We start from the raw sequence: 23,381 nt of genomic DNA on the forward strand, positions 1-23,381 counted from the left end.
ACACATGACCCTCGCCGTCGCAGCACTGTCCCACGCGCCGTCGTTCGGCAACGTCGATCCCGGTGGCTCGACATTCGCCGAGATCACCCGAGCGATCGATGACGTGACCTCCTTCGTCACCGAGTTCGACCCCGAGGTGGTCGTCGTCTTCGGCCCCGACCACTTCAACGGTCAGCTCTACTCGAACATCTCGCCCTGGGTCGTCGGGGCCCAGGCCGAAGGTGTGGGCGACTACGGCACCACAGAGGGCCCGATTCCGGTGGATGCCGAGGTCGCTCGGGAGCTTCACGCCCGGGTCCTCGAGCAGGGCATCGAGATCGGCCGGTCCGAGCGCATGAAGGTCGACCACGGCATCATGCAGCCGGTCAACTTCCTGTTCGGAAAAGAACTGACCCGGCCGATCGTTCCCGTCTTCGTCAACTCGCTCGCTGTCCCGCTCACCCCGATGCGGCGGGTGCGCGAGATGGGAGAGGCATTCGGTCGAGCGGCGCAGGCCCTCGACAAGCGCGTGCTGTTCCTGGCCTCGGGCGGCATCTCGCACGACCCGCCGATCCCGCGCTGGGACGGCGCCCCGGGCACCCTGCGTGAGCGGCTCATCGACTACGCGCCGAGCCGGGAGGAGCGGCTGCAGCGCGAGAGCATGATCGTATCGGCGATCCAGAAGATCGCCGACGGCGAGGGATCGAGCGACCCGCTCAACGAGGAATGGGACACCCTGCTGCTCGACACCTTCCGTTGCGGTGACCTCTCGGCCGTCGACGAGTGGGACAACACGTGGTTCCTCGCCGAAGGCGGCTCGGCGGCACACGAGATGCGCAGCTGGATCGCGGCGTACGCGGCGTTATCCACCGCCGGCGCGTACGAGTTTCCCGTCGACCGCTACTGGGCGGTCAAGCGGTGGGCGGCGGGCTTCGCGATCCAGGCGGCTCGGACCGCATGACCCGGGATCGAAGGTGCCGCCCCGTGACGTTCTGGGAGGCGCTCGCCGACCTGCCGCACCGCCTGCACTACGTCGATGTCGGGCCCTGGCGCACCCGTGTTCTCGACGTCGGCACCGGCGATGAGGTCGTGGTCCTCGCGAACGGAACGAGCGGTCACATCGAAGCGTGGACGCAGAACGTCCGCGCTCTCGTCGAGGGCGGTTACCGGGTGGTGGGATACGACTACCCGGGCCACGGCTACACGACCCTCACCGAGCGCGACCTCGAGATCGCCGACTACGAATCGCACCTCGCCGGTCTGCTCGACGCGCTCGGTCTGGCGCGCGTGCATCTCGCGGGAGAATCCCTCGGCGGGTGGCTGGCCGTGAAGTTCGCCATCGGCCGGCGGGATCGGGTGCGCTCGCTGGTGCTCAGCGCGCCGGGTGGCCGCGTCGTGGGTGACCAGCGCGTCGACAAGGCTCAATCCGTCAGCCGTGCGGCGGTGACGGATCCGACCTACGAGAACGTGGAACGCCGTCTGCGCGTCGTCATCCACGATCCCGAGATGATCACCGGGGAGCTGGTCCGGGTCCGCCAGGCGATCTACCGCCGAGACCCCGACGGCGCCAACATGGCGCACATCTCCGTCCTCCGGCAGCCGGAGGTGCGGTGGCGGAACCGGTTGACCGACGAGGACCTCGGCGCGATCGACGTCCCGGTCCTGTTCATCTGGACCGACCACGAGCCGACGGGAGATGCCGCCGAAGGCGCGCGCCTCGCGTCGCTCATCCCGCGCGGCGAGTTCCTGCTCGCCGAGGGGGCCGCCCATTGGCCGCAATGGGAAGCTGCGGAGCTCGTCAACGCCGCGATGGTCGCCTTCCTCGCGCGGCACGGAGGTGACGCGTGACCCGGGATGACGGGGCGAACACCGTGCAACCCGTCGTGCCCGCGGAGGTCATCCGCGAGATCGCTCGCGAGCTCCATGACGCGCGCGTGGGGGTGCGCACCATCCCGTACGTGAGTCCCCGCTTGCCGGAGCACGACCTCGGCTCGGCGTATGCGATCTCCGCCGAGCTCGCCGCGCTGCGCGAACGCGAGCTCGGGGTGCGCCGGGTGGGCCGCAAAGTCGGTCTGACCAATCCGCTGGTCCAGGCGCGCGTCGGGATCGACGAGCCCGACTACGGCATCATCCACGACGACATGGTGTTTTCATCGGGCACGACGCTCTCGGCATCCCGGTACAACCGTCTGCTCATCGAGGCCGAGGTCGCCTTCGTCCTCGGCCACGACATCCTGGAACCGACGCTCGAGGCGGTCGTCGCGGCCATCGATCACGTGACACCCGCGTTCGAGATCGTCGATTTCCGCTACGCGGGGAGTGTCGGAAAGATCGTCGACACCATCGCGGACAACGCCGGATGCAGTGGTCTCGTCCTCGGTGAAGAGCGACACCCGTACGGCAGCGTGGACCTGCGTTCCGTCGAGATGGTGATCACCGCCGGCGCCGACGAGATCACGCGCGGCGTCGGCAGCAACGTCCTCGGCGACCCGGTGAACGCCATCGTGTGGCTGGCCGAGACCGCCATCCGCACGGGTGAGCCGCTGCGGGCAGGCGAGGTGCTGCTGTCCGGTTCCGTCGGGTACATCGAACCCTGGCCGATGGACGTCGAGTGCGTCGCGGCGTTCACGGGGCTCGGCCGCGTCGTCGCAACAGTTGATTCGGAGAAATGACATGACAGATCACCGCCCCGTGGACCCCATCACCCGGATCGAGATCGAGCAGCTCATCTGCGAGATGCTCTACCGCCTCGACCATGACCAGGCAGACACGACCTGGGAGCTCTACACGTCCGACGGTATGTCCGTCGGACCGATGGGCGACATGGATCGCGAGGCGATCAGGTCTTGGGGTGCTCAGCGTGCAGCGCGCACCGACATCGTCGGACGCCACTTCATCGGCGGCATCCGGTTGACGCAGGATGGCGACGAGGTCGAGGGAACCGTGCAGTACCTCACCTTCCGCGACACCAACACGCCGGTCACCCAGCCCGCCTCCGTCGGCGAGTTCCGCGAGCGCTATCGCAAGGTGGACGGGCGCTGGCGATTCGTGCGTCGCGAGGTCGTCCCGATCTTCGGTGGTCAGGCGGCGGCGGCGCACGCCGCTCGTCTTGCTGCCGGCGGGGACGTCGAGCGATGAAGCCCCATGACCTCGGCGGACGTCGGCCGGTGCTGTTCCACCAGGCGCTGCCCTCGCTCTCCGAGCCCGAGTGGGCGGTCGCCGCCGGGTACGACGGTGTGATCCTCGATCTGCAGCACGGGGAACTCGGCCTGGAAGCAGCGTGCGGCATCCTGCGGTCGCTCCCGCGCGCCTCCGCCTACTCCTACGCGAGGGTGGGTGGCGTCGACGCGGCCGTCATCCTGCGGCTGCTCGACAGCGGGGCCCGGGGGATCATCGCGCCCACCGTGGAATCCCGGGCGCAGGCGGAAGCGCTCGTCGCGGCGACCAAATATCCCCCGGTCGGCAATCGCAGCATCGGCCCTTCTCGCCCCGGGCTCTACCCGGGCGAGAGCTACACCGAGGCAGGGAACGTCGCGGTCTCGGCGATCGCTCAGATCGAGACGCGCGCGGGGATGCAGCACGCGGAGGAGATCGTCTCGACACCCGGCCTCGACTCCATCTACATCGGCCCGGCCGACCTGGCTGCCTCCCACGGCCTGCCGGCTCGGGGCGACTGGGAAGACGGCCCGGTGTGGGATGCGATCGGACGGCTGCGCGAGCTGACCACGGCGCATGGCGTCACGCTCGGCATCTATTCCGGCCGGCCCGCGTACACGGCCGATCTGTTCTCGCGGGGCCTCGTCGACTACGTCGGCCTCGGAATCGACCTCGTCCTGCTGAACCACGCGTTCCAGGGCGCCATCACGGCGCTGGCGACAGCGCGATCTTCGGAGAATGCCTCATGAGCGAGTCCACGGACGTCCTCGTCATCGGTGCCGGTCCCGTCGGACTGACCATCGCCAATCTTCTCGGCCAGCACGGCGTGAACGTGCTCGTCGTCGACCGGAACGACGAGCTGATCGATTATCCGCGCGCCGTCGGCATCGATGACGAGGCGCTGCGGACGATGCAGACTCTCGGACTCGTGGATCAGGTGCTGCCGCACACCATCCCGGATCAGAAGATCTACATGATCAACGGCGCCCGGACGATCCTCTCGGAAGTCAACCCGACGACTCGCGAGTTCGGGTGGCCGCGGCGCAACGGTTTCGTGCAGCCTCTCGTCGACCGTGTGCTCCTCGAGGGGCTCGATCGGTTCCCATCCGTCGATGTGCGCTTCGGCACCGAGGTGGTCGATGTCGAGGAAGAGACGGATGCCGCCGTGGCGGCGCTCGCCGACGGCACGAGCGTGCGCGCGAGCTACGTCGTCGCCGCCGAGGGAGGAGCATCCGCGACGCGGAAGCGGCTCGGCATCTCGTTCGATGGCGAGACCCGTCCCAGCGACGGGATCGTCATCGACGTCGCGAACGACCCCATCGGCACTCCCCACGCGGTGTTCGGCGGCGACCCGGCCCGCAGCTACGCCACCATCGCGCTGCCGCACGGCATCCGGCGGTGGGAGTTCACGTTGCAGGAGCATGAGGACGCCGCGCTCGTCGACGACGACGCGTTCGTCTTCGAGCTGCTCGCCCCGCACGTGCCCGACCCCGCTCGTCTCGACATCATCCGCCGCCGGGTCTACCGGCACCATGCCCGGGTGGCCGGCAGGTTCCGCGATGGGCGGGTCTTCCTCGCGGGCGACGCAGCGCACGTCATGCCCGTCGTCGGAGGCCAGGGATGGAACTCGGGCATCCGGGACGCGTTCAATCTGGGCTGGAAGCTCGCGGCCGTGGTCACGGGGGTCGCCGACGATGCGCTGCTCGACACGTACGAGCAGGAGCGCCGCGGCCATGTGACGCAGATGGTCGCGGTGTCGCTCGGCATGGCGAAGGAGATGACCGACCACGACCCGGTGGCCGCCGCCGAGCGCGACCGCATCGCCGCCAACCGCACTCCGGAGGAGCGGGAGGCGCAGCGGCGGCAGGCGTTCAAGCCGCAGCCGAAGTTCGATGCCGGCGTGGTCGTGCACCGGGCTTCGCCGACGTACAAGTCGTTGCCGGACCGTGACGCCACCTGCAACGCCGGGTCGATCTTCCCGCAGCCGTGGATGGCCGACGCCAGCGGTCGGGAGGTTCGTCTCGACGACGCCACCGGCCAGGGATGGCGGGTACTGATGTGGAACAACGACCCCTCGGTCTTCGTGACGGAGCGGACCCGAGAGGTGCTCGGGAAGCTCGACGCCCGCCTCGTCCAGATCGTGCCCCGCGCGCAGCTCACGTGGGCCCGCGAACGTGCCGGAGCGGATGTCATCGTGGTGGGCGACCGGGGCGGGGAGGAGAGCCTGCAGGCCTGGTTCGACGCGCACCCCGTCGGTGCGGTCGTCCTGCGTCCGGACCACGTCATCGCCGCGGAGTGTCTGGCTCAAGAGCTGGAGGACGTGTTGATCGAGGTCATGGCAGCGGCCTCAGTGTCACTCGACATGCCCTGATCGGACGGATCGACGCGGCGTGAGGACGAGCCGGGATGCAAGCGATCTTCTCGGACACGCCGGGTGGGATGCCGCGGCGCCGGGGTGTTGGCTGGAAACCCTTGCATCCCGGCACGGGCGGGGCGGCTCGACGGCAACCGCACAGATGCGAAAGGGACGCGACCGGTGGCCGCGTCCCTTTCGCAGTGGAGGGGCTGACGGGAATCGAACCCGCGCTATCTGCTTGGGAAGCAGATGTTCTGCCATTGAACTACAGCCCCACGCACCCGGAGGTGCTCGGTCAGCTTACCCCACAGGGCCCGGACCGCCCGAAGCCGGACCACCCGGTGCACCAGGAGCAGCCGGCCCACCCGGCCCACCCGGCCCGTACCCGCCCGGCGCGGGCGGAGCCTGCGGATACGGCGGCGCCGGGCGCGGACCGGCACCATAACCACCGACACCACCGCCACCGGCACCCCCGACACCGCCACCACCCGGGAACTGCCCGCCGCTCTCGCGCATCGCGAGCAGCATCCCGTTCTTCACCGCCGTGCGCATCAGCAGGTAGCTCACCCAGAGGATGAGCGCGATCGTCCCGAGGTAGATCGCGATGCCGAGCACGATGAAACCGATGCCGAAGGCCGCCGCGGGCCCCGCGTAGTCGTTGTACATGGCCCGCACACTATCGCTCGAGCGGGCCGCGCACGACCCCTGGTCACCGCTCGATCGCGACCTCGACGATCCGCCGGTCGGATGCCGCGACGCGGTGCACCTCGCCGACGATCTCGGTCGCCGCCTCGGTCTCGCGCTCCGCGCACGACGGTCCGACCCAGAGCTCGATCTCGCCGGGCTCGACGATGCGCACGCCCTCGCGTCCGGTGAAGGCCAGCCGCGTGGTGGGCACGTCGAACGAGACGGTCGCCTCGGCGCCGGCGTCCAGCTCCACCCGGGCGAAGCCGAGCAGCTGCGCGACCGGACGCGTCGCGCTCGCGTGGACGTCGCGGGCGTACAGCTGCACGAGGTCGGTGCCCGCGCGCTCGCCCGTGTTCCGCACGCGCACGGTCGCCGTGAAGGCGTCTCCGGCCGAGACCGACTCGGTCACCGACAGACCGGCCCGCTCGAACGTCGTGTAGCTGAGCCCGTGCCCGAACGGCAGCGCGGGGGTGCTGTCGGCGCTCGTGATCTCGTTCGGCCCGCCGAGGATCGGGTGCAGGTAGCTGTAGGGCTGCGAGCCCGACGAGCGGGGGAGCGAGACGGGAAGGTGACCCGACGGCGAGACCTCGCCGCTCAGGACCGCAGCGATCGCGGCACCCCCCTCTTCGCCGGGGAAGAAGGTCTGCAGCGCCGCCGCGACGGCCCCCTCGCCCGAGAGCGCCCAGTCGATCGCGTACGGCCGCCCCGACAGGACGACGAGCACGACCGGGGTGCCCGTCGCGACGAGGCGCTCGACGAGCTCGCGCTGCACGCCCGGCAGCTCGAGCGAGTCGGCGTCGTTCCCCTCGCCGACGGTGCCCCGCCCGAACAGTCCGGCCCGGTCGCCGACGGCGACGATGGCGACATCGGCCGCGCGTGCGGCATCCTCCGCCTCGGCGAAGCCCGACCGGTCGTCGCCCTCGGCCTCGCAGCCGCGCACGACGGTGACCTCGGCGTCAGGCATGGCGTCGACGAGGGATGCCGCGAGCGTCGGGATCTCGAATCCCATCGGCACGCCCGGGTGGTGGGCGAGCACGTGGTTGGCGAACGAGTAGCAGCCCATGAGCGCTTCCGAGCTGTCGCCGTTCGGTCCGATCACGGCGACGCGGCGGGGCGACGCGAGCGGCAGCACGCCGTCGTTGGTCAGCAGCACGACCGATTCCTCGGCGAGGCGACGGGCGACGGCGCGGTGTGCGGGCGAGTCGAGGTCGATGCTCGCGGGCGGGTCCTCGAAGGTCTCGTCGAGGAGGCCCAGCTCCTCCTTCTGGATGAGCACGCGACGCACGGCGCGATCGATGAGCGCCTCATCGACCTGACCCGCGCGGACGCGCTCGGCGAGCGGTCCGACGTAGGCGTCGCCGGTCGGGAGCTCGACGTCGATGCCGGCCTCGAGGGCGAGCTGCGCGGCCTCGCCGCGGTCGCGGGCGACGGCGTGCATCGTCTGGAGGAAGGCGACGGAGAAGTAGTCCGACACGACGGTGCCGTCGAAGCCCCACGTCTCGCGCAGGAGGTCGGTGAGGTAGGCGGGCGTCGCCGCCACCGGCACCCCGTCGATCTCGGCGTACGAGTTCATCACCGAGCGCACGCCGCCGTCGCGGACAGCCATCTCGAACGGCGGCAGGAACACGTCGGCGATCTCGCGCGGACCGGCGTGCACCGGCGCGTGGTTGCGCCCCGCCTGCGAGCCGGAGTAGCCCACGAAGTGCTTCAGCGTCGCGTGGACTCCCGTGCTCTGCAGGCCCCGCACGTATGCGGTGCCGATGACACCCACCACGTACGGATCTTCCGCGATGCACTCGTCGACGCGGCCCCAGCGGGGGTCGCGGATGACGTCGAGCACCGGAGCGAGCCCCTGGTGGATGCCGAGCTCGCGCATCGACTCGCCGATGAGCGCCCCCATCTCCTCGACGAGCTCGGGGTCGAACGCCGCGCCCCACGCGAGGGGCGTGGGGAAGGTCGCCGCCTGCCACGCCGCCAGCCCCGTCAGGCACTCCTCGTGCACGAGGGCGGGAATTCCCAGACGCGTCTCGCGGACGAGGCGGCGCTGTTCGTTCCACAACCATGCCGCCCGCTCGATCGGGTCGACGGGCCGTGTGCCGTAGACGCGGGTCAGCTGGCCGAGGCCGTGGACGGTCGCGTCGGCGTAGGCGGTCGACGACGCCATCTCGCCCGCCATCGGGGCGACGACCTCATCGCCCTGGTCGACCCAGAAGCCGACCAGCTGGGCCAGCTTCTCGTCGAGGGTCATGCGCGCGATCAGGTCGGAGACGCGCGTCGAGACGGAGATATCGGTGAGGGTCACGGTTCGTGCTTTCTCTACGGGGGATCAGCCCTTGACGGCGCCGGTCAGGCCACCGACGATGCGGCGCTCGAACAGGCTGAAGAACGCCAGGGCGGGAAGCATCGACAGGGATGTGAAGGCGAGAACCTTCGCCGTGTCGACCGAGTACTGCGACGAGAACGCCTGCACGCCGAGCGGCAGGGTGAACGTCGCCTCGTTGTTGAGGATGAACAGCGGGAGCAGGTAGCTGTTCCAGCTGCCGATGAAGGCCAGGATGCCGACCGTGATGACGCCGGGAACCGACAGGGGCAGCACCATCCGCCAGAAGAACGACAGGCGCCCGCATCCGTCGATGAACGCCGCCTCCTGGATCTCGTCGGGGATCGCCCGCAGGAACGGCACCAGGATGATGATCGTCATCGGCAGCGCGAACGCGATCTGCGGCAGGATGATGCCCGCGAGCGAGTTCATGAGGCCGAGGTCGCGGATGACGATGTACAGCGGCGTGATCGCGACGGTGATGGGGAACATCAGGCCCGAGGCGAAGACGGCGTACAGCACCCCGCGGCCGCGGAACCGGTACCGGGCGAGGATGTAGCTCGCCATGAGGCCGAGCAGCACGGCACCGATCGTCGTCGCGCCGGCGGCGATGGTGGAGTTGAGCACCTGCTGCCAGAACTGCGAGCCGGTGAGCACCGCCAGATAGTTCTCGATGTTCCACGGCGACGGCCACCCGGCGGGGTCGACGGTGATCTGGGCGTTGCTGCGGAAGCCTCCGATGATGATGTACAGCACCGGCGCGAGCATGAGTGCGATCACCACGAGGGCGACGAAGTACACGACGGGGCTGCCCCAGGGCAGGCGTTCCTTGCGGCGTCCGCGACGCCCGGTCGGTGCCGGCGCGACGATCGCGCGCGTGGCGGGGGAGGTGAGGGCGGTCATCGCTCCTGCTTCCCTTCGGTGATGGCCCCGGCGGTGTCACGACGCAGCACGTAGCGCTGGTAGATGATCGCGACGACGAGGGAGATGAGGAAGATCACGACGGCGACGGCGTTTCCGTAGCCGTAGCTGCCGGCGTTGCGGCCGTTGACGACCATGTAGGTGGCCATCGTCGAGGTGCCCGCTGTCGACGCGACGTACTGACCCCAGATGATGTAGACGAGGTCGAACAGCTGCAGTGCGCCGATGATCGACAGGAACGCCCAGATGCGCAGGGTCGGGGCGAGCAGCGGCAGGGTGATCCGCCAGTGCATCTGCCAGTAGCCCGCGCCGTCGAGGGCGGCGGCCTCGTAGAGCTCGTCGGGGATGCCCTGGAGGCCGGCGAGGAAGAGGATGACGGCGAAGCCGACGTACTTCCAGGTCAGGATGCCCATGAGGGTCCAGATGGCGATCGAGGGGTCGGCGATCCAGTCGCGTGTGAGCGCCCCCAGGCCGAGCTGCTCGAGGGCCCCGTTGAGGGCGCCCTGGGTCTGCAGCATGAGCCCGAAGCCCGTGCCGACGACGACCTCGGCGATGACGTAGGGCACGAAGATCAGTACGCGGATGATCGACTGTCCCCGCATGCGGCGGTTGAGCAGCAGGGCGAGCAGGACCGCGACCGGCCCCTGGAGGACGAGGGATGCGACGACGATGATCGCGTTGTGGCTGAGGGCCTCGACGAACGTGGGGTCGGTGAGGATCGTGATGTAGTTCTGCAGGCCGACGAACTCGGTGGGCGGCCCGTAGCCCTGCCAGCGGAAGAAGCCGTAGTAGGCCGCCATCACCACGGGGAAGATGACGAACCCGACGAACATCACCAGGGCGGGGCCGACGAGCACCGCGATCTCGAGGCGACCCGACCAGCCCAGGCCTCGGCGGCGCCGGGAGGGCGAGGGCGTCGTGGTGACGCCCTCGCCCCGGGCCGCGAGATCCACGCCGCCGGCGGAGTCCGCGACGGCTGTCTCGCTGAGCGACATGATGCGGATCAGCCCTTCTTCGCTGCGTCGGAGACCGACTGGATCATCTGCTCGGGCGTGCTCTTGCCCGCCAGCAGGTCGACGACTGCGACGTTGAGCGCGTTGCCGACGTTCTGCCCGAGGACGGTGTCGAGCCACTGCGAGACGAAGGGTGCCTTGTTGTACGCGGCGAGGACCTCCTGGAGGTACTCCTCCTCGACCGCCTCCTGCGCGACCGAGTTCACCGGCGGGGCGTTGAACGCCTTGTAGTAGGCCTCCTGCTGCTCGGCGCTGGCGAGGAAGTTCAGGAAGTCGGCGCACTCCTTCGGGGCCTTGGCCGAGCAGGAGTATCCGTCGACGCCGCCCATGATCGAGCCGGGCTCACCCGCCCCGCCCGACAGCTCGGGGAAGGGGAACCACGCCAGGTCGGGCAGCGGCTGCTCGTCCGGCGTGAGCGACGCGATGACGCCCGGGTTCCAGGCGCCCATGAGCTCCATGCCCGCCTGGTGGTTGGCGATGAGGCCCGCGCTGCTGCCCGCGCCCTGCTGAGCCGAGGTCGTGAGGTAGCCCTCGTTGAACGGCTGCAGCTGGGCGAAGTCGGCGAGGTCCTCGGCCGACTTCAGCCAGCACTCGTCGCTGAAGTCCTTCGAGTCGCCGGTCTTCTCGATCGTCTCCGGGCTGCACTCGCGCAGGGCGAAGTTGTAGAACCAGTGCGCCGCCGGCCAGGCATCCTTCGCGCCGAGGGCGATGGGCGCGATGCCGGCATCCTTGAGCTGCCCGACGACGGTCTCGAGGTCGTCGATCGTGGTGGGGGTCTCGGTGACTCCGGCCTGCGTGAACAGGTCGGAGCTGTACCAGAAGCCGCTCGGGAGCACCGCGAGCGGCATCGCCCACACCTTGTCCTGGTAGGTCTCGGCCTTGAACGAGCCCTCGGAGATCTCCTCTTTGGCGGTGTCGCCGATGAGGTCCGTGAGGTCCATGAGCTGGCCGGCCTGCACCATGGCGGCCATCTTGCCGCCGCCGCGCTGCAGGAAGATGTCGGGCGGGTCGCCCGCGTTGAGCGCGGTCTGGAGCTTGCCGTCCATGTCCTCGTTCTGCACGGACTGCATCGAGATCTTGACGTTCTCGTTCTCCGCCTCGAACGCGGCGATGGCGTCCTTCCAGAACTCCTGGCCGGGGCCGGTCGTCGAGTTCTGCCAGAGCGTCATCTCGACGGTGCCGTCGGCGCTGCCTCCGTCGCCGTTGCCGCTGCAGGAGGTGAGGGCGAGCGCCCCCACCGCCAGGACGGCTGCCGTGACGGCCGCCTTGCGGCGAGCCGTGATGGTGCGTGCCATGTGATTCCTTCTCTCTTCGTTGAGTGGACATCTGCCGATGAGCGCGCCGCGGCCGGGCCCGGGCTGGGCTGCTCGAACCGCCGAGCGGCGATGCTCGGTGTCGTCGGACATTCGCTGGTGCTGTCGGACACCGAAAGTTTGCGCGGGCAACAAAGAGGTGTCAAACGTTTTCGAAAACGGTTTCCATTTCGGGCTAGCATGCGGTCATGGACCGACGACGACCCACCATCCACGACGTCGCGGAGCGTGCCGGCGTCTCCGTGTCGACCGTGTCGAAGGCCGTCAACGGGCGTTACGGGGTCGCGACGGCGACCGTGGATGCCGTGATGGCGGCCGTCGCCGAGCTCGGATACGAGTCGAGCCTCATCGCCAGCAGCATGCGTTCACGCTCGACCGGTGTGATCGGCGTGCTCGTCGCCGACTTCGAGCCGTTCAGCGCCGAGATCCTCAAGGGCGTGGGCGAGGCTCTTCGCGACACCAGCTACGACCTGCTCGCCTACTCGGGGTCGCGCGGTGACGAGGAGGGGTGGGAGCGCCGGTCGCTGTCCCGCCTGAGCGGAACGCTGATCGACGGGGCGATCATGGTCACCCCGACCGTGGTCAAGGCGAGCGCCGACGTCCCGCTCGTCGCGATCGACCCGCACACCGGTCCGGCCGATGTTCCCATCGTCGAGAGCGACAGCTACGGCGGCGCCCGCGAGGCGACGGCCTACCTCATCGGCATGGGGCACACGCGCATCGGCTACATCGCCGGGCGCGCCGACCTGCGCTCGTCGATCGCGCGCGACGCCGGATACCGTCGGGCGCTCGCCGACGCCGGCATCCCGTTCGACGCGACCTACGTCGGCTCGGGGCGCTATCGCGAGGCGACGGTGCGCGAGGTCGCGATCGAGATGCTGTCGTCGCCGAACCGGCCCACCGCGGTCTTCGCGGCGAACGACGTATCGGCCATCGCGATCCTGCAGGTCGCCGCCGAGCTCGGGCTCGAGGTCCCCCGCGATCTGTCCATCGTCGGATTCGACGACATCCCCGAGGCGACACGGCTCCCGGTCCCTCTCACGACGGTGCGTCAGCCGATGGGGCGGCTGGGCGCCGCCGCCGTCCAGATGCTGCTGGCCCTCATGCGCGGCGAGACCCCGGCCGCCACGCACCTCCGGCTCCCGACGAAGCTCGTCGCCCGGCAGACGACCGCACCGCCGGTGCGGCAGCGGGCCGGATGACGGCCGGATGACGGCGTCGCACCGCGTCGCGCTCTAGGCTGTGTGCGTGCTGCTGAGTGATCGCGACATCCGTGCCGGAATCGATCAGGGCCGCATCGGCCTCGACCCGTGGGATGCCTCGATGGTGCAGCCCTCGAGCGTCGACGTGCGCCTCGACCGATACTTCCGGCTGTTCGACAACCACAAGTACCCCTTCATCGATCCGGCGCAGGACCAGCCCGAGCTGACGCGCCTGATCGAGGTCGAGCCGGACCAGCCGTTCATCCTGCACCCCGGCGAGTTCGCGCTGGGGTCGACCTTCGAGCAGGTGCGCCTCGGTGACGACGTCGCCGCGCGACTGGAGGGAAAGTCGTCGCTCGGGCGTCTCGGCCTCATCACCCACTCGACGGCCGGGTTCATCGATCCCGGGTTCTCCGGCCACGTGACGCTCGAGCTCGCCAACGTCGCGACTCTGCCGATCAAGCTCTGGCCGGGCATGAAGATCGGTCAGCTCTGCTTCTTCCAGCTCAGCTCGCCGAGCGAGAACTCCTACGGATCGGGCCCCTACGGCAATCGCTACCAGGGGCAGCGCGGGCCGACGGCATCCCGCTCCTTCCAGAACTTCCACCGCACCGACGTCGGCACGAACGACGCCGGGTCGCGCGGCGCCTGACGCCCGGTCCGAGATGCACGACGGCCCCGGGGTGTGAACCTCGGGGCCGTCGTTCGGGATGTCGCGGATCAGGCGGCGTCGCGCCCGGCCGCGAAGCCCGCCGTGAAGCCGCGTTCGAAGGCGCGCTCGCCGCGGCGCGGGTGCTCGCCGTGCCGCGGGTGGTCGCCGAAGCGAGGGCCGCAGCCGTGGCCGTGACGGTGACCGTGGCCGTGCCCGAAGCCGTGCCGGCCGCGAGGGCCGAATCGGCGCGGTGAGCTCTCGTCCCAGCCGAGCTCACGGGCGATCGCCTCGAGCGAGGCGAGGGTGGTGGCGTAGTCCGCGTCCGTCACGGTGCCGCGCACGCGATCGCGGACGCCGCTCACGAGCGCGTGGATGCGGTCGCGTTCGCGCCGTCCCTCTTCGGTGATGATCCAGGCTCCGTCGCGCTCGACGGCCCAGCCGCGAGCTGCGAGGGAGCGGACGCGCTTGCCGCCCCGCTGCACGCGCTCGGCGAGCCCGGGGATGTCGCGCTCGCCGGCCAGGACGTTCAGAACCGCCCAGTCGCGGCGGTCGAGCCCTTCGGCGGACAGCGTCCGATGCATCTCGGACGACAGGGCCGTCTCGGCGGCGCGCATCCAGAAGGTCAGCGACCGCGTGCGCGGTTCGGGAGTCTCGGAGGTGTTGTCGTGCGTGTTCATGGTGTTCCCTTCGTGGGTCGGTGCGTCCGACCCGAGATGTATGTCATGTGTCATGTATATGCACTATGACATGCAGATGAAGTGCATGTCAAGTCGCATGTATTCTCGGAGCATGACGGCCTCCGACGACCCACAGATCGATGCCATCGCCGACGCCCTCGGTCGCCTGCGCGGACTGCGGCGGCTCGGGCCGGGCGTCGAGCGCGGATCGCATGCTCACGGACCGTTCGGGGTTCACGGCGGTCACGGCCCGCACGGCCATCACGGCGGCCCGTTCGCCGAGGGACGCAGCAGGATGGCGGGGCTCGCCCGCCTGCGCATGCTCGAGGCGCTCGTCGCGGCATCCCACCCGCTGACCGTCAGCGAGATCGGCGAGGCGATCGGTGTCGACCAGCCGCGTGCCTCGCGGCTCGTGCAGCAGGGGGTCGACCTCGGCCTGGTCCGCCGGGAAGCCGACCCCGACGACGCCCGCCGCACCCGCATCGCGCTCACCGACGAGGGGCGCCGATTCGCGCAGGGCGTGCGGGGTGAGCGTCGCGCGGCCCTCGGCAGCGCGCTCGACGGGTTCACCGACGACGAGCGCGCCGAGCTGGCCCGACTGCTCACCAAACTCGCCGACGCCTGGCCGCGCCCCTGACCCTTAGCCGGTGTGACCACCGAGGGCAACTGGCCTTCCCCGCTTTGCGTCGCGCCGGTATCCTGCCACCCTGGTTCGGTGAGTACCGAGAATCAGCCCTCTCCCGCAGAACGCATAGCCGCGGTATCCAGTCCGGGCACGATCGCCCGCTGGGTCTTCTGGCCCGCCGCGGTCGTGATCGTCGGGTTCAGCGCGTTCGCGATCATCTTCCCCACCACGGCCGAGTCGTTCTTCGGCGCCATCCAGACCTCGATCGTCGACTCGTTCAACTGGTACTACGTCCTCATCGCCGCCTTCTTCGTCGGCTTCGCGATCTTCGTGGGCTTCAGCCGCTTCGGCGACATCAAGCTCGGGCGCGACGACGACGAGCCCGAGTTCTCGACGGGCTCGTGGTTCTCGCTCCTCTTCGCGGCGGGCATGGGCATCGGTCTCGTCTTCTACGGCGTCAGCGAGCCCCTCAGCCACTTCGTCGACCCGCGTCCGGGCGTCACCGGCACCGAGCAGCAGCTCGCGCAGAGCGCTCTGACGCAGACCTACCTGCACTGGGGCGTGCACGCCTGGGCGATGTACGTCGTCGTCGGGCTCGCCCTCGCGTACGCGATCCACCGTCGCCGCCGCCCGATCTCGATCCGCTGGGCGCTCGAGCCGCTGCTGGGCAACCGTGTCCGCGGCGCCGCCGGCAACGTCATCGACGCGGTCGCCCTCGTCGGCACGCTGTTCGGCGTCGCCACCTCGCTCGGCCTCGGCGTCATGCAGATGGGATCCGGGCTCGAGTTCATCGGCCTCCCGCCGATGAACGACGCGATGCTCATCGGTCTCATCGCGATCGTCTCGGTCTTCGTGCTCTTCTCGGTCATCTCCGGAGTGACGAAGGGGATGAAGTGGCTCTCGAACTTCAACCTCATCGTCGCCGGCCTGCTGCTGCTGTTCCTGCTCTTCGTCGGACCGACGCAGTTCCTGCTGCGCGAATGGGTGCAGTCGATCGGCGCCTACATTCAGAACTTCATCGGCCTCTCCTTCACCGTCAGTGCTCTCCAGGGAGCCGCGGGTGAGGCGTGGCAGGCGCAGTGGACGTCGTTCTACTGGGGCTGGTGGATCTCGTGGGCACCCTTCGTCGGCATCTTCATCGCTCGCGTCAGCAAAGGCCGCACCGTCCGCCAGTTCGTCGCCGGCGTGCTGCTGGTCCCCACGCTGATCGGCATCCTGTGGTTCGCCGTCCTCGGCGGCTCGGCGCTGTACCGCGAGCTCGAGCAGCCCGGGTCGATGCTCGCGGCAGACGGTTCGGTCAATCTGCAGGGGGCCCTGTTCCAGCTGCTCGAGAGTCTGCCCGCTGGCGGAGTGCTGACGATCGGAGCCATCGTCCTGATCGCGGTGTTCTTCGTCACCTCGGCCGACTCGGGCGCGCTCGTCATGGGCATGATCGCGACCGGCGGAAATCCCGAGCCGCCGCGCTGGGTGCGCGTGTTCTTCGTCATCACGACCGCCGCCCTCGCGAGCGCCCTCCTGCTCGCCGGCGGCCTGCAGGCGCTGCAGACGGCCGCGATCCTGATCGCCCTGCCGTTCTCGATCGTGATGCTGCTGATGTGCTGGTCGACGGTGCTCGCCTTCCAGCGCGAGCGCCGGGCGTACGCCCGCGCGGAGCGGGCGCAGTTCATCGAGCGGATCGGCGACCACTACGGGCTCGAGGTCGAGGAGCCGAACGAGCGGGGAGTGCGCTTCCCGTGGATCGGCGGCAGGCGCAGCTGACACGGCCGCAGCAAATCGTCGCGACGGCGCCGGGCACGACCGCTCGGCGCCTTCGTCGTACGCTGGGCGGATGCCCCCGGTGTCTTCCGCCCGTCTGACCGATGTCCCCGCCGAGACGCTCTACCGCCTGCTCTGGCTGCGGGTGAGCGTCTTCGTCGTCGAGCAGGCCGCTGCCTATCCGGAGCTGGACGGCCGCGACCTCGAGCCCGACACCGAGCTCTTCTGGATCGAAGACGACGGGCAGGTGCTGGCGACACTCCGGCTGCTTCGCGATGCCTCGGGAAACGCCCGCATCGGCCGCGTGGCGACCGCGGCCGACGCGCGCGGCCGCGGTCTGTCTGCCCAGCTCATGCGTGCGGCGGTCGAGCGCGCCGGCGAGCGGTGGCCCGGGGCTGCGATCGACCTCGACGCGCAGAAGCACCTCGCCGACTGGTACGGGAGGTTCGGGTTCGCGATCAGCGGGCCGGAGTTCTCCGAGGACGACATCCCGCACGTGCCCATGCGCCGCGTCGCCTGAACCCGGTCAGCGGATGCCGGCCTGCTTCGGCAGTCGCACGAACAGCAGCAGCACGAGTCCGAGGAGCAGCACCACCGCGATGCCCAGCACGCCCCAGATGATGCCGCCGAACCAGGCGATGAACAGCGCCCACATCGCGGGGGAGAGGAAGCTCGCGACGCGTCCGGTCGTGGCGTAGAGGCCGAAGATCTCACCCTGCATCCCCGGCGGCGTCACCCGGGCCAGCAGGGAGCGGCTGGCGGCCTGCGCCGGGCCCACGCACCCCGAGAGGATCAGCCCGGCGATCCAGAAGACGATCGATCCGGCATCCTGCAGCACGAACAGCAGCACGGCGACGGCGATGAGACCCGACAGGGTCGCGACGATCACGGCGCGTGCCCCGAACCGGTCGTCGAATCGTCCGGCGACGATCGTGGACGCACCGGCGACGAGGTTCGCGGCGATGCCGAAGACCATGACCTCCGTCGCGGAGAACCCGAAGGCACGCGCAGCCAGGACGCCTCCGAAGGCGAAGACGCCCGCGAGCCCATCGCGGTAGACCGCGCTCGCGAGGAGGAACCAGAACGTCGGACGCTCGGTGCGATAGAGGCGGACGATGTCGGTCACCAGATGCTCGTACGCCGCGAGGAACCCGATCCTCTCGGCGCTGTGCGGTGCCGCGCGCTCGGGCACGTTCACCAGCAGGGGGATGGCGAAGACGATCGTCCACACACCGCAGCCCACCGCGATGAGCCGGTAGGCGAGACCGTTGCTCGTGTCCATCCCGAACCAGTCGGCGAAGGTCAGGGCGACCACGAGGGCGAGCGCGATGATGCCGCCGATGTAGCCGAGCCCCCAGCCCAAACCGCTGACTCGTCCGATCGTGCGGGGTGTCGAGACCTCGACGAGCATGGCGTTGTAGTTGACGCCCGCGATCTCCGAGACGACAGCGCCGAGGGAGAGCACGATCGCGCCGTACCAGAAGAAGGCCGGGTCGGCGAAGGTGAAGAACAGGGCGAACTGCAGCAGCGCGAGGACGACGGTGAACACCCCGAGCCAGCGCTTCTTGCGCCCCGACCGGTCGGCGGTCTGTCCCAGCACGGGGGCGAGCAGCAGGATCAGGATGCCGGCGGCCGTCGAGGCCACGCCGTAGCCGCTCGCCAGCTCGGCCAGTGCCGCCTCCTTCACCGGGTCGGTGTCGGGCAGCGCCGCGATGTCGGCGGGGAGGAACGAATCCGAGACGAGGAACAGCGACGCGAAGACGAAGGTGAGGATGACGGAGTTGAAGGGCTGCGTGGCCCAGTCCCAGAGCGCCCACGACACCACGGCCTTGCGGGAGATCGGCTGCTCGTCGACGTCACGGGTCCGCATGGCCGCGATGCGCCCGAGGGCCTGCGTGTCGGCCGCCGTGGGAGGCGCGGGCACGCCGGCATCGGGTGACTCTGGGGAGCGGCCTGCGCCGGGTGGGTCGGTCTCGGGTGACATGCCGGGCACGCTACGACCTCTCCGTGAACACTCGGTGCCGCCGGTCGGCGGCGCGCCGCGTCATCGCGACGGGGTCAGCGTATCCGTCGCCTGGCGGGCGAGCGCGCTTTTCAGTCGCGACGCGCGAACCGGTAACCGATGCCGCGCACCGTCTCGATCCAGCGGCCCGTACGGCCGTCGTCGCCGAGCTTGCGTCGCAGGTTCATCAGGTGCACCTCGACCGCGTGGAGATCGTGTCCGCTGACGTGCTCGCCGTGGGCGCCGCTCTGCCGGCGCAGCATGAGCGCGATCCACGACTTCTCGATGACGTCGCCGGGGCGCTGCATGAGCGCCTGCAGGACGTCGAACTCGGAACGGGTGAGATCCAGCGACCGGCCGTCGAGCTCGACGCGGCGCGAGCCCGGGCTCAGTCGCAGTCCGCCGGCTTCGAGCCACGCCCCCGGCGCCGACTCGCCGGACTGGAGGGTGCGCGGGCGGCGCATCAGGGCGTCGATGCGGGCGCGCAGCTCGTAGGGGCGCCAGGGTTTGATGACGTAGTCATCGGCACCGCTGCGGAACCCCTCGACCGTCGCGGTCTCGTCGTCGACGGCACTGATGATGAGCACGTACCCGTCGTGGAACGCGCGGATGCGGCGGACGGCCTCGAATCCGTCGATCCCGTCGAGCTTGACGTCGACGGTCGTGAGGTCGGGACGCAGCAGGCGGACCGCGTCGACGCCGGCCGGACCGTCGGGGAAGGCGTGCACGGCGAAGCCGTGCTGCTCGAGGGTCTGGGTCAGCAGCCGACGGAGGTCGTCGTCATCCTCGATGACGACTGCGCTGCGAGTCATGGCCGCCTCCGTGCGCGCGGGAACGCTCGACGACCGCCCATCGCGGGCTCGATGTCGACGAGAGGCGAGTTCGGGTTCACGCTTCTTGTCATGGGTGGACTCAACATATAGCGCCCCCCTGGGAGGATCCGATGATCCGGCCTCAGGGTTGCTCAGCGTTACCTCAGGTCATCGTCACCGGCTCACACGGTCGAGTCACGAACTTGATACGACTGGACTCAAGTTCTCTTGACAGGCTTTTCCGCCGCGAGTACAGTTGAGTCATCGCGGCTCAGGTTGGGCCGCCGCAGACTTCCGATCCATTCGAACCGCAAGTAAGGAGACAACTCATGGCACGTGCAGTGGGTATCGACCTGGGCACGACGAACTCCGTCGTGGCCGTCCTCGAGGGCGGCGAGCCCAAGGTCATCGCCAACGCCGAAGGGCTCCGTACGACCCCCTCGGTCGTCGCGTTCACCAAGGACGGCGAGGTCCTCGTCGGTGAGACCGCCAAGCGGCAGGCCGTCACCAACGTCGACCGCACGCTGACCTCGGTCAAGCGCCACATGGGCACCGACTGGAAGACCCAGTCGATCGACGGCAAGGCGTACACGCCGCAGGAGATCTCGGCCCGTATCCTCCAGAAGCTCAAGCGCGACGCCGAGCAGTACCTGGGCGACACCGTGACCGACGCCGTCATCACCGTCCCCGCGTACTTCAACGACGCCGAGCGCCAGGCCACCAAGGAGGCCGGTGAGATCGCGGGCCTCAACGTCCTGCGCATCATCAACGAGCCGACGGCCGCCGCGCTCGCCTACGGGCTCGACAAGGGCAAGGAGGACGAGCTCATCCTCGTCTTCGACCTCGGTGGTGGCACCTTCGACGTCTCGCTGCTCGAGGTGGGCAAGGACGACGACTTCTCGACCATCCAGGTGCGCGCCACCGCCGGTGACAACCGCCTCGGTGGTGACGACTGGGATCAGCGCATCGTCGAGTACCTGATCAAGCAGTTCAAGGACACGACCGGCGTCGACGTCTCCGGCGACAAGATCGCCCTGCAGCGCCTCAAGGAGGCCGCGGAGCAGGCGAAGAAGGAGCTCTCGAGCTCGCAGTCGACCTCGATCAACCTGCCCTACCTCTCGCTCACCGACTCGGGCCCCGTGTCGCTGTCCGAGACGCTGTCGCGTGCGAAGTTCGAGGATCTCACCAAGGACCTGCTCGACCGCACGAAGAAGCCCTTCGAGGACGTCATCCGCGAGGCCGGCATCAAGGTCGGCGACATCGACCACGTCGTGCTCGTGGGTGGTTCCACCCGCATGCCCGCCGTGTCGGAGCTCGTGAAGAAGGAAGCCGGCAAGGAGCCCAACAAGGGCGTGAACCCGGACGAGGTCGTCGCCGTCGGCGCCGCGCTGCAGGCCGGTGTCCTCAAGGGCGAGCGCAAGGACGTCCTCCTCATCGACGTCACCCCCCTGAGCCTCGGCATCGAGACCAAGGGCGGCATCATGACGAAGCTCATCGAGCGCAACACCGCCATCCCCACCAAGCGCAGCGAGACCTTCACGACCGCCGACGACAACCAGCCGTCGGTGGCCATCCAGGTCTTCCAGGGCGAGCGCGACTTCACCCGCGACAACAAGCCGCTGGGAACGTTCGAGCTCACCGGCATCGCGCCGGCCCCGCGCGGCATCCCGCAGGTCGAGGTCACCTTCGACATCGACGCCAACGGCATCGTGCACGTCTCGGCGAAGGACAAGGGCACCGGCAAGGAGCAGTCGATGACCATCACGGGCGGCTCGTCGCTTCCCAAGGAGGACATCGAGCGCATGGTGCGCGAGGCCGAGGAGCACGCGGCCGAGGACAAGAAGCGCCGCGAGGCCGCCGAGGTCCGCAACCAGGCCGAGACCCTGTCGTACTCGATCGAGAAGCTCATCGCCGACAACGCCGACAATCTCCCCGAGGACGTCAAGTCCGAGGTCCAGGGCGACGTCGACGCGCTGAAGACCGCGCTCGCGGGCGATGACGACGACGCGGTGAAGACCGCGTTCGACAAGCTCAACGCATCGCAGGGCAAGCTCGGCGAGGCGATCTACGCGCAGGGTCAGGCCGACCAGGCGCCGGGCGCCCCGACCGACGCTCCGACCGGCGACGCCGGTGCGACGGCATCCGATGAGGACGTCGTCGACGCCGAGGTCGTCGAAGACGAGGACGAGAAGAAGTAATCATGACCGACAAGGACTTCGAAGAGCCGCACGGCGATGACGAGGTCCTCGGCGAGGAGGGGTCGGACGCCCAGGCGTCCGGCCCCGACGCGCACGAGGCCTCCGGAGCATCGGATGCCGCGGATGCCGCGGCTGCGGACGACGAACTGACCATCGACGACATCCTCGGCGCGACGCAGTCCGACGAGGCGGCCGTCGCCGAGGCGCCGGCCGAGGAGCACGACCTGCTGCTCGACCTCAAGCGCGTGCAGGCCGAATACGCCAACTACCGTCGGCGCACCGAGGACCAGCGCGAGGCCGAGATCGAGCGCGCCAAGGGCTCGGTCGCGAAGGGCCTGCTGCCCGTGCTCGACGACCTCGACCGCGCCGACAAGCACGGTGACCTCGTCGAGGGATCGCCGCTCGCGGTGATCGCGGACAAGCTCCGCGGGGTGGTGGCGCGCTTGGGCGTCGAGTCCTACGGCGCCGCCGGCGACGCTTTCGACCCGCAGCAGCACGAGGCGATCTTCCAGGCGCCCACTCCGGGCACGGCCGAGCCGACGATCCTCGAGGTCGTCGAGGTCGGCTACCGCCTCGGCAGCATCGAGCTGCGTCCGGCGAAGGTCGTCGTCGCCGTGCCGGCCGAATAGGAGGCAACGACATGGCCAGTCAGGACTGGTTCGACAAGGACTTCTACAAGGTGCTGGGCGTCTCCAAAGACGTCTCCGACAGCGACCTGAAGAAGACCTACCGCAAGCTCGCGCGCAAATACCACCCCGACTCGACGCAGGGAGACCCCGCGGCCGAGGCGAAGTTCAAGGAGATCAGCGAGGCGTACTCCGTGCTCTCCGACAAGGAGCAGCGCGCCGAGTACGACCAGATCCGGGCGATGGGGTCGGGCAGTGCCCGCTTCACCGCGGGTGGCCAGGGCGCCGGTGGCTTCGAGGACGTCTTCAGCGCCTTCAACCAGGGTACGCGGGGCGGCGCCGGAGCGCGCGGCGCGGACTTCGACGACATCTTCGCGATGTTCAACCAGCAGACCGGGCGATCCAGCCGCTTCGGGTCGGGCGGCTTCGGCCGCTCGACCGGAGGGTTCCAGGGCTTCGGCGGGCCGCAGCGCGGCGCCGACGTCACGGCTCGGACGACGCTCGACTTCGCGACCGCGGTGCGCGGCGACACCGTCACGCTCCAGGGCGAGGACGGCAAGCCGTTCAAGGTCAAGATCCCGGCCGGGGTCAAGGACGGACAGAAGATCCGGCTGCGCGGTCGCGGGCGTCCCTCGCCCGACGGCGGCGAGTCGGGCGACATCGTCGTGACCGTGACGGTCCGGCCTCACCCGGTCTTCACGCGCGACGGGCTCAACCTCCGTGTCGTGGTGCCGGTGACCTTCACCGAAGCCGCTCTCGGCGCCACGATCGAGGTGCCGACGCTGGGCGGCGACCCCGTCAAGCTGCGGGTCGCTCCCGGCACCCCGTCGGGCCGCGTCCTGCGGGTCAAGGGGCGCGGCGTGAACACGTCCAAGGGCACGGGCGATCTTCTGGCCGAGGTCCAGGTCGCCGTTCCCGCCCATCTCGACGAGGAAGCCCGAGCGGCCCTCGAACGATTCGCGGAGGTCGAGCCCCGCGAGAACCCCCGCGCCGACCTGATGAACAAGGCGCGCGGCTGACCCACCCGCTGTCGGCCTGCCGCACCCGGATCCCACGGAACGGGGCGGCGGGCCCGACGGCGACACCC

The 23,381-nt window shown here is 69.6% G+C and carries 22 protein-coding genes and 1 tRNA gene; 14 read left to right on the forward strand and 9 right to left on the reverse strand.

Features of this window, described 5'->3' with window-relative positions; all coding sequences use genetic code 11:
• Positions 1–4 precede the first annotated feature (4 nt).
• From CI089_RS08290 to mhpA, 6 genes are read left to right on the forward strand one after another with little or no spacing between them, the layout of a single operon-like run.
• The gene (locus tag CI089_RS08290; RefSeq protein ID WP_094261023.1) at positions 5–940 is read left to right on the forward strand and encodes a 3-carboxyethylcatechol 2,3-dioxygenase; all 936 of its coding nucleotides are present in this window, start codon (positions 5–7) and stop codon (positions 938–940) included.
• 23 nt (positions 941–963) lie between these two features.
• Entirely contained in the window at positions 964–1,827 is an 864-nt protein-coding gene (locus tag CI089_RS08295) for an alpha/beta fold hydrolase (protein ID WP_218823027.1), read from the forward strand.
• The gene (locus CI089_RS08300) at positions 1,824–2,651 is read left to right on the forward strand and encodes a 2-keto-4-pentenoate hydratase (protein ID WP_218823028.1); all 828 of its coding nucleotides are present in this window, start codon (positions 1,824–1,826) and stop codon (positions 2,649–2,651) included. The genes CI089_RS08295 and CI089_RS08300 overlap by 4 nt, the downstream gene beginning before the upstream one ends.
• A gap of 1 nt (position 2,652) precedes the next feature.
• Positions 2,653–3,117 carry a nuclear transport factor 2 family protein gene (locus CI089_RS08305; RefSeq protein ID WP_094261024.1) on the forward strand — a complete coding sequence of 155 codons (465 nt, stop codon included), beginning with the start codon at positions 2,653–2,655 and terminating at the stop codon, positions 3,115–3,117.
• Positions 3,114–3,884 (forward strand): HpcH/HpaI aldolase family protein, encoded by a 771-nt coding sequence (locus CI089_RS08310; RefSeq protein ID WP_094261025.1) that lies wholly within the window; start codon positions 3,114–3,116, stop codon positions 3,882–3,884. Before CI089_RS08305 ends, CI089_RS08310 begins: the two co-directional genes overlap by 4 nt.
• Positions 3,881–5,506 (forward strand): bifunctional 3-(3-hydroxy-phenyl)propionate/3-hydroxycinnamic acid hydroxylase MhpA, encoded by a 1,626-nt coding sequence (mhpA, locus tag CI089_RS08315; RefSeq protein ID WP_094261026.1) that lies wholly within the window; start codon positions 3,881–3,883, stop codon positions 5,504–5,506. The genes CI089_RS08310 and mhpA overlap by 4 nt, the downstream gene beginning before the upstream one ends.
• A 186-nt stretch (positions 5,507–5,692) precedes the next feature.
• On the opposite strand, the gene CI089_RS08320 is transcribed toward mhpA, so the two are convergent.
• The 6 genes from CI089_RS08320 to CI089_RS08345 form a co-directional block, all read right to left on the reverse strand.
• A tRNA-Gly gene (locus CI089_RS08320) sits at positions 5,693–5,766 on the reverse strand.
• Positions 5,767–5,791: 25 nt separating this feature from the next.
• A complete protein-coding gene (locus CI089_RS08325) occupies positions 5,792–6,157 on the reverse strand; it encodes a hypothetical protein (protein ID WP_094261027.1) in 366 nt (121 codons plus the stop codon).
• Positions 6,158–6,200: 43 nt separating this feature from the next.
• Complete coding sequence (locus tag CI089_RS08330; RefSeq protein ID WP_094261315.1) at positions 6,201–8,426, reverse strand: beta-glucosidase family protein; 2,226 nt, start codon at positions 8,424–8,426, stop codon at positions 6,201–6,203.
• 78 nt (positions 8,427–8,504) lie between these two features.
• Entirely contained in the window at positions 8,505–9,401 is an 897-nt protein-coding gene (locus CI089_RS08335) for a carbohydrate ABC transporter permease (protein ID WP_094261028.1), read from the reverse strand.
• Positions 9,398–10,414 carry a carbohydrate ABC transporter permease gene (locus tag CI089_RS08340; protein ID WP_094261029.1) on the reverse strand — a complete coding sequence of 339 codons (1,017 nt, stop codon included), beginning with the start codon at positions 10,412–10,414 and terminating at the stop codon, positions 9,398–9,400. The genes CI089_RS08335 and CI089_RS08340 overlap by 4 nt, the downstream gene beginning before the upstream one ends.
• Before the next feature lie 8 nt (positions 10,415–10,422).
• Positions 10,423–11,727 carry an ABC transporter substrate-binding protein gene (locus CI089_RS08345; RefSeq protein ID WP_094261030.1) on the reverse strand — a complete coding sequence of 435 codons (1,305 nt, stop codon included), beginning with the start codon at positions 11,725–11,727 and terminating at the stop codon, positions 10,423–10,425.
• 206 nt (positions 11,728–11,933) lie between these two features.
• On the opposite strand from CI089_RS08345, the gene CI089_RS08350 reads away from it, so the two are divergent.
• Together CI089_RS08350 and dcd are read left to right on the forward strand one after the other, a co-directional pair.
• Positions 11,934–12,947: a LacI family DNA-binding transcriptional regulator gene (locus tag CI089_RS08350; RefSeq protein WP_094261031.1), complete on the forward strand. Its 1,014-nt coding sequence runs from the start codon at positions 11,934–11,936 to the stop codon at positions 12,945–12,947.
• A gap of 46 nt (positions 12,948–12,993) precedes the next feature.
• Positions 12,994–13,599: a dCTP deaminase gene (gene dcd, locus CI089_RS08355; RefSeq protein WP_094261316.1), complete on the forward strand. Its 606-nt coding sequence runs from the start codon at positions 12,994–12,996 to the stop codon at positions 13,597–13,599.
• A 68-nt stretch (positions 13,600–13,667) separates the two neighbouring features.
• Here the strand turns inward: dcd and CI089_RS08360 are convergent, their stop codons facing one another.
• A complete protein-coding gene (locus CI089_RS08360; protein WP_094261032.1) occupies positions 13,668–14,276 on the reverse strand; it encodes a hypothetical protein in 609 nt (202 codons plus the stop codon).
• A 112-nt stretch (positions 14,277–14,388) separates the two neighbouring features.
• On the opposite strand from CI089_RS08360, the gene CI089_RS16610 reads away from it, so the two are divergent.
• From CI089_RS16610 to CI089_RS08375, 3 genes are all read left to right on the forward strand, one after another.
• Positions 14,389–14,913 carry a MarR family winged helix-turn-helix transcriptional regulator gene (locus CI089_RS16610; RefSeq protein WP_256977680.1) on the forward strand — a complete coding sequence of 175 codons (525 nt, stop codon included), beginning with the start codon at positions 14,389–14,391 and terminating at the stop codon, positions 14,911–14,913.
• Between the two features lie 78 nt (positions 14,914–14,991).
• Positions 14,992–16,659 carry a BCCT family transporter gene (locus tag CI089_RS08370; protein ID WP_094261033.1) on the forward strand — a complete coding sequence of 556 codons (1,668 nt, stop codon included), beginning with the start codon at positions 14,992–14,994 and terminating at the stop codon, positions 16,657–16,659.
• Positions 16,660–16,729: 70 nt separating this feature from the next.
• A complete protein-coding gene (locus tag CI089_RS08375) occupies positions 16,730–17,176 on the forward strand; it encodes a GNAT family N-acetyltransferase (RefSeq protein WP_094261034.1) in 447 nt (148 codons plus the stop codon).
• Between the two features lie 6 nt (positions 17,177–17,182).
• On the opposite strand, the gene CI089_RS08380 is transcribed toward CI089_RS08375, so the two are convergent.
• Positions 17,183–18,640 (reverse strand): MFS transporter, encoded by a 1,458-nt coding sequence (locus CI089_RS08380; protein ID WP_256977681.1) that lies wholly within the window; start codon positions 18,638–18,640, stop codon positions 17,183–17,185.
• Between the two features lie 110 nt (positions 18,641–18,750).
• A complete protein-coding gene (locus CI089_RS08385; RefSeq protein ID WP_094261035.1) occupies positions 18,751–19,470 on the reverse strand; it encodes a response regulator transcription factor in 720 nt (239 codons plus the stop codon).
• Positions 19,471–19,799: 329 nt separating this feature from the next.
• Between CI089_RS08385 and dnaK the strand changes: the two genes are divergently transcribed.
• The 3 genes from dnaK to CI089_RS08400 are packed head-to-tail and all read left to right on the forward strand — an operon-like array spanning position 19,800 to position 23,313.
• Positions 19,800–21,668 (forward strand): molecular chaperone DnaK, encoded by a 1,869-nt coding sequence (gene dnaK, locus CI089_RS08390; protein ID WP_094261036.1) that lies wholly within the window; start codon positions 19,800–19,802, stop codon positions 21,666–21,668.
• 2 nt (positions 21,669–21,670) lie between these two features.
• Entirely contained in the window at positions 21,671–22,297 is a 627-nt protein-coding gene (locus tag CI089_RS08395) for a nucleotide exchange factor GrpE (protein WP_071918640.1), read from the forward strand.
• A gap of 11 nt (positions 22,298–22,308) precedes the next feature.
• Positions 22,309–23,313 (forward strand): DnaJ C-terminal domain-containing protein, encoded by a 1,005-nt coding sequence (locus tag CI089_RS08400; protein WP_094261037.1) that lies wholly within the window; start codon positions 22,309–22,311, stop codon positions 23,311–23,313.
• Positions 23,314–23,381 lie beyond the last annotated feature (68 nt).

Source organism: Microbacterium sp. Yaish 1 (assembly GCF_002245215.1).
GTDB lineage: Bacteria > Actinomycetota > Actinomycetes > Actinomycetales > Microbacteriaceae > Microbacterium.

Excerpts from the sequence above, each read along its gene's own strand:
- CI089_RS08375 (WP_094261034.1), top strand. The coding sequence starts at position 16,730 with ATGCCCCCGGTGTCTTCCGCCCGTCTGACCGATGTCCCCGCCGAGACG.
- mhpA (WP_094261026.1), top strand. The coding sequence starts at position 3,881 with ATGAGCGAGTCCACGGACGTCCTCGTCATCGGTGCCGGTCCCGTCGGA.
- CI089_RS08360 (WP_094261032.1), bottom strand. The coding sequence starts at position 14,276 with ATGAACACGCACGACAACACCTCCGAGACTCCCGAACCGCGCACGCGG.
- dnaK (WP_094261036.1), top strand. The coding sequence starts at position 19,800 with ATGGCACGTGCAGTGGGTATCGACCTGGGCACGACGAACTCCGTCGTG.
- CI089_RS08385 (WP_094261035.1), bottom strand. The coding sequence starts at position 19,470 with ATGACTCGCAGCGCAGTCGTCATCGAGGATGACGACGACCTCCGTCGG.
- CI089_RS08340 (WP_094261029.1), bottom strand. The coding sequence starts at position 10,414 with ATGTCGCTCAGCGAGACAGCCGTCGCGGACTCCGCCGGCGGCGTGGAT.
- CI089_RS08335 (WP_094261028.1), bottom strand. The coding sequence starts at position 9,401 with ATGACCGCCCTCACCTCCCCCGCCACGCGCGCGATCGTCGCGCCGGCA.
- CI089_RS08330 (WP_094261315.1), bottom strand. The coding sequence starts at position 8,426 with ATGACCCTCGACGAGAAGCTGGCCCAGCTGGTCGGCTTCTGGGTCGAC.
- CI089_RS08395 (WP_071918640.1), top strand. The coding sequence starts at position 21,671 with ATGACCGACAAGGACTTCGAAGAGCCGCACGGCGATGACGAGGTCCTC.
- CI089_RS08400 (WP_094261037.1), top strand. The coding sequence starts at position 22,309 with ATGGCCAGTCAGGACTGGTTCGACAAGGACTTCTACAAGGTGCTGGGC.
- CI089_RS08325 (WP_094261027.1), bottom strand. The coding sequence starts at position 6,157 with ATGTACAACGACTACGCGGGGCCCGCGGCGGCCTTCGGCATCGGTTTC.
- CI089_RS08305 (WP_094261024.1), top strand. The coding sequence starts at position 2,653 with ATGACAGATCACCGCCCCGTGGACCCCATCACCCGGATCGAGATCGAG.
- CI089_RS08345 (WP_094261030.1), bottom strand. The coding sequence starts at position 11,727 with ATGGCACGCACCATCACGGCTCGCCGCAAGGCGGCCGTCACGGCAGCC.
- CI089_RS08290 (WP_094261023.1), top strand. The coding sequence starts at position 5 with ATGACCCTCGCCGTCGCAGCACTGTCCCACGCGCCGTCGTTCGGCAAC.
- CI089_RS08350 (WP_094261031.1), top strand. The coding sequence starts at position 11,934 with ATGGACCGACGACGACCCACCATCCACGACGTCGCGGAGCGTGCCGGC.
- CI089_RS08310 (WP_094261025.1), top strand. The coding sequence starts at position 3,114 with ATGAAGCCCCATGACCTCGGCGGACGTCGGCCGGTGCTGTTCCACCAG.
- CI089_RS08380 (WP_256977681.1), bottom strand. The coding sequence starts at position 18,640 with ATGTCACCCGAGACCGACCCACCCGGCGCAGGCCGCTCCCCAGAGTCA.
- CI089_RS16610 (WP_256977680.1), top strand. The coding sequence starts at position 14,389 with ATGACGGCCTCCGACGACCCACAGATCGATGCCATCGCCGACGCCCTC.